This window comes from Mesorhizobium sp. M0496 (assembly GCF_040321205.1).
In the GTDB taxonomy this organism is placed as follows: Bacteria; Pseudomonadota; Alphaproteobacteria; order Rhizobiales; family Rhizobiaceae; genus Mesorhizobium.
On record NZ_JAMYRC010000019.1, the window covers coordinates 52,501 to 57,500 of the forward strand.

At 55.7% G+C, this 5,000-nt stretch carries 2 protein-coding genes, 1 tRNA gene and 2 rRNA genes (1 of these 5 running past the window's edge); all 5 read left to right on the forward strand.

What is annotated here, in order from left to right; all coding sequences use genetic code 11:
- Positions 1-2,529, forward strand: a 23S ribosomal RNA gene (locus NKI73_RS17490) (it extends 292 nt beyond the left edge of the window).
- Positions 2,530-2,805: 276 nt separating this feature from the next.
- Positions 2,806-2,920: ribosomal RNA gene (rrf, locus tag NKI73_RS17495) — 5S ribosomal RNA — on the forward strand.
- A gap of 167 nt (positions 2,921-3,087) precedes the next feature.
- Positions 3,088-3,164: transfer RNA gene (locus tag NKI73_RS17500), tRNA-Met, on the forward strand.
- A gap of 796 nt (positions 3,165-3,960) precedes the next feature.
- Positions 3,961-4,227 carry a type II toxin-antitoxin system ParD family antitoxin gene (locus NKI73_RS17505; RefSeq protein ID WP_352631775.1) on the forward strand — a complete coding sequence of 89 codons (267 nt, stop codon included), beginning with the start codon at positions 3,961-3,963 and terminating at the stop codon, positions 4,225-4,227.
- A 3-nt stretch (positions 4,228-4,230) separates the two neighbouring features.
- A complete protein-coding gene (locus tag NKI73_RS17510; protein ID WP_352631777.1) occupies positions 4,231-4,542 on the forward strand; it encodes a type II toxin-antitoxin system RelE/ParE family toxin in 312 nt (103 codons plus the stop codon).
- Positions 4,543-5,000: the final 458 nt, after the last annotated feature.

Consider the following 5,000-nt stretch of genomic DNA (forward strand, 5'->3'; position numbering starts at 1 on the left):
CCGAGACTCCGGAAGTAGTGGCGAGCGAACCCGGACCAGGCCAGTGGCGATTGAGAGACAAGCGGAACCTTCTGGAAAGTAGGGCCATAGTGGGTGACAGCCCCGTACGCGTAATGCAATCAATCGTCCTCGAGTAAGGCGGGACACGTGAAATCCTGTCTGAAATTGGGGGGACCACCCTCCAAGCCTAAGTACTCGTGCATGACCGATAGCGAACTAGTACCGTGAGGGAAAGGTGAAAAGCACCCCGACAAGGGGAGTGAAAGAGTACCTGAAACCGATTGCCTACAAACAGTGGAAGCCCAAGGTTCGTCCTGGGTGACCACGTACCTTTTGTATAATGGGTCAGCGACTTAGTGTGACGAGCAAGCTTAAACCGCTAGGTGTAGGCGCAGCGAAAGCGAGTCTGAATAGGGCGTTCAGTTCGTCGCATTAGACCCGAAACCGAGTGATCTAGCCATGAGCAGGTTGAAGGTAAGGTAACACTTACTGGAGGACCGAACCCATAACTGTTGCAATAGTTCGGGATGACTTGTGGCTAGGGGTGAAAGGCCAATCAAACTCGGAAATAGCTGGTTCTCCGCGAAATCTATTTAGGTAGAGCGTCGACCGAATACCCCAGGGGGTAGAGCACTGGATGGGCTAGGGGTCCTCACCGGATTACCAAACCTAACCAAACTCCGAATACCTGGGAGTACTAGTCGGCAGACACACGGCGGGTGCTAACGTCCGTCGTGAAAAGGGAAACAACCCTGACCTACAGCTAAGGTCCCCAAGTTATGGCTAAGTGGGAAAGGATGTGAGGATCCCAAAACAACCAGGATGTTGGCTTAGAAGCAGCCATCATTTAAAGAAAGCGTAACAGCTCACTGGTCTAAATAAGGGTCTTTGCGCCGAAAATGTAACGGGGCTAAAGCCATACACCGAAGCTTAGGGTTTGGTCCGCAAGGGCCAAGCGGTAGCGGAGCGTTCTGTAAGCTGATGAAGCCATACCCGTGAGGGGTGGTGGAGGTATCAGAAGTGCGAATGCTGACATGAGTAACGTAAGGGGAGTGAGAGACTCCCCCGCCGAAAGACCAAGGGTTCCTGCTTAAAGCTAATCTGAGCAGGGTTAGCCGGCCCCTAAGACGAGGCGGAAACGCGTAGTCGATGGGAACCACGTTAATATTCGTGGGCTTGGAGGTAGTGACGGATCATTGAGGTAGTCCAATCTTATCGGATTGAACGGGCTGCTGCGTGGTTCCAGGAAATAGCTCCTCCTTATAAACCGTACCCGAAACCGACACTGGTGGTCTGGTAGAGTATACCAAGGCGCTTGAGAGAACTATGCTGAAGGAACTCGGCAAATTGCACGCGTAACTTCGGAAGAAGCGTGACCCTTTTCTACGCAAGTAGAGGAGGGTGGCACAGACCAGGGGGTAGCGACTGTTTATCAAAAACACAGGGCTCTGCGAAGTCGCAAGACGACGTATAGGGTCTGACGCCTGCCCGGTGCTGGAAGGTTAAGAGGAGGGGTGCAAGCTCTGAATCGAAGCCCCAGTAAACGGCGGCCGTAACTATAACGGTCCTAAGGTAGCGAAATTCCTTGTCGGGTAAGTTCCGACCTGCACGAATGGCGTAACGACTTCCCCGCTGTCTCCAGCATAGACTCAGTGAAATTGAATTCCCCGTGAAGATGCGGGGTTCCTGCGGTTAGACGGAAAGACCCCGTGCACCTTTACTATAGCTTTACATTGGCATTCGTAGTGGCATGTGTAGGATAGGTGGTAGGCTTTGAAACCTGGGCGCCAGCTCAGGTGGAGCCACCCTTGAAATACCACCCTTATTACTATGGATGTCTAACCGCGGCCCGTTATCCGGGTCCGGGACAATGTATGGTGGGTAGTTTGACTGGGGCGGTCGCCTCCTAAAGAGTAACGGAGGCGCGCGATGGTGGGCTCAGAACGGTCGGAAATCGTTCGCTGAGTGCAATGGCATAAGCCTGCCTGACTGCGAGACTGACAAGTCGAGCAGAGACGAAAGTCGGTCATAGTGATCCGGTGGTCCCGCGTGGAAGGGCCATCGCTCAACGGATAAAAGGTACGCCGGGGATAACAGGCTGATGACCCCCAAGAGTCCATATCGACGGGGTTGTTTGGCACCTCGATGTCGACTCATCGCATCCTGGGGCTGGAGCAGGTCCCAAGGGTATGGCTGTTCGCCATTTAAAGCGGTACGTGAGTTGGGTTCAGAACGTCGTGAGACAGTTCGGTCCCTATCTGCCGTGGGTGTAGGAATATTGAAAGGATCTGTCCCTAGTACGAGAGGACCGGGATGGACGGATCTCTGGTGGACCTGTTGTGGCGCCAGCCGCATAGCAGGGTAGCTATATCCGGACGGGATAACCGCTGAAGGCATCTAAGCGGGAAACCCACCTTAAAACGAGTATTCCCTGAGAACCGTGGAAGACGACCACGTTGATAGGCCGGGTGTGGAAGAGCGGCAACGCTTGAAGCTTACCGGTACTAATAGTTCGATCGGCTTGATCGTTCTCATTCCTTATGCCCATTTGACGAAGTCAAATGGTCCTATCAGCGCTTACGCATGAGCGGCCCTAACGGGCCTATGCTCCGCGAGGGCGCCGGAAAACCGGCGACGCGCAGTCGCGCTTGCGGGCTTATGCCCGAAGCGTCCTGTAGAAAACGTCGCCTTGGCACGGAAAGACGGGCAAATGGCGCAGGCCTATAGCGAGCGGGTATCCCCTACTCACTATTCCCTACTGCCTAATCCCTAACCCAGCTTCTCGAACAACGTGCGTTTTGCCGACCTGGTGGTTATGGCGGAGCGGCTGCACCCGATCCCATTCCGAACTCGGCCGTGAAACGCTCCAGCGCTGATGGTACTTCGTCTCAAGACGCGGGAGAGTAGGTCGCTGCCAGGTCTGCTAAACGCACGTTGATCTCACATCGGATGTGAGAGAAATCTTCTCTTTATGATTAGGCCCGCCAACGGGAACCACGGGCCGCGTAAGCGGCCCTTTCAGTTGGTGAGCCATCTACCTATTTGTAAGCCATGCTATTTGTAAGCCTCGGCTTATACCAAAGGTAACGCGGGGTGGAGCAGCCCGGTAGCTCGTCAGGCTCATAACCTGAAGGTCACAGGTTCAAATCCTGTCCCCGCAACCAACATCACAATCAGCCCGCCAGGCAAAATGCCGGCGGGCTGTTTTGTATTCGCTTGATGGTGGCCGTGGATGTGGACATCAAAACGCCCGTGGCTAAGCCTGCGGGCGTTTGCGTTCAAGGGACCGGCAATGACCCGCGGATTGAAACACCCGCGCCGGCATGGCGGCATAAGCCGAACCGGGGCGGACGAGACAAATCCCATCCCCAAGACCAAATCAATAAATCAACGGCCCGTTCAAAGCGGGCTGTTTGCGTTTCTGGCTGACGCCGGCCGTTGATCCGCTCCGCTCAACCGCACGCAAAGCCCGTCAAGCTCCAAGCCTGCGGGCTTCTTGCCTCTCATGCCCGACCAGGTCCAAGGATTGAAGCGCAAAAGGCGGGTATAGCGCGGCAAAAGATGAGGTCCTATTTCCGGGCTTGCCGCCTGGCGCTTCGGTGATGCCGATGCCGACAAGGCAGCCTCGCTCTGCGGGCCATAGGCTGAAGACGCCGGCTCAAAGACCAGCCCTGAAACCAAATACGAAACAAATTTTAGCCGGTTGGATTTTGCACCCCTCTCGCGCACGGCTGCCACAAAAGAATCACACCCGGCATCAGCTTGCGCGTCGATCCTCGATCGCGGGGCCCTCGTGGCCGAGGCAGCATTTCGGTCATGCCGAATCAAGCGACAGAGCGATCCTGCTGGCGGAAAATCGCGGCAAGGTGAACCACGGCCGAATCAACCAAGACTGCTAGTAGTTGATATCTATTGCTACATTCTCCGTGTGCCCCCATATTCCCCTGAAGGAGGCTGCCAATGCCAAATTACGCTTTGAATGACCATTACGAGAGTTTCATCAGGAAGCAGCTCGAATCAGGTCGCTACAACAATGCCAGCGAGGTTGTTCGTGCGGGCCTGCGCATGCTCGAGGATTTCGAGGCGGAGCGGGAGAAGTGGCTGCGCGAGGAGATACCGGGGCGCCTGGCTGAACTCCGGCAGGATCCGACGAAGGGCATCCCTGCCGACACGGTCTTCTCTCAGCTGGAGGCGCGTCATAGCGCCAAGCAGGCGAAAGCCAGATAGGGGATGGAGTATCGGATTGTCTTCCACCCCAAGGCGGAAGCCGAGCTGGAGCAACTCTACGATGATATAGCCGGGCGTGCGTCGCCGGCGATCGCCTGGAATTTCATTGCGGGTATCCGCGACCATTGTCTCGGCTTGTCGACTTTTCCACAGCGGGGCACCGAGCGAGTCGAGATCATGCCTGGGCTGCGGATTGTCGGTTACCGGCGTGCCGTCAGCATTGCCTTCGCCGTCGAGGGCGAGCGGGTGCTGATCCTGGGCATCTTTTATGCTGGCCGGAACATCACGCCGGAATTGCTCGAGGACCGGCTCTAAATGACACTCCGGTAGGGAATTGCTCTGTGGCCAACCGAGGCGCAACAGTTGTTTTTCAAGCCGATGATGCACGTTCAGCGCCGAGACCTCGGGGCGCATCACGGGAATGGTCGGCGGCAGAACACCGCTCACAATTCAGCCAAGCCAGCTCACGAATTTCGGCCCAGTGGATAACTCCACGAGAAATCGAAAAAACATCGCTGATCTCTGTTGACAGTTCTCATTGGTGGCGACTATATACGCCTCACGAACGAGGGCGGCTCGCCGCTGGCGACGAAGAAGTTTGCTTCTAAGCCTGCCCTTAGCGAAATTCAAGAGAGCCGCGTAAGCGACACTCGGACGGCCCCGGAGCCAAAAGCGAAGCGGGTCACGACATTGCGTGAAGCGGTGTCTGTTCTTTGAAAATTGAATAATGAAGAAAGAGAAACGTGGGCGGCAGAGTCCTGCTGAACCTCTTA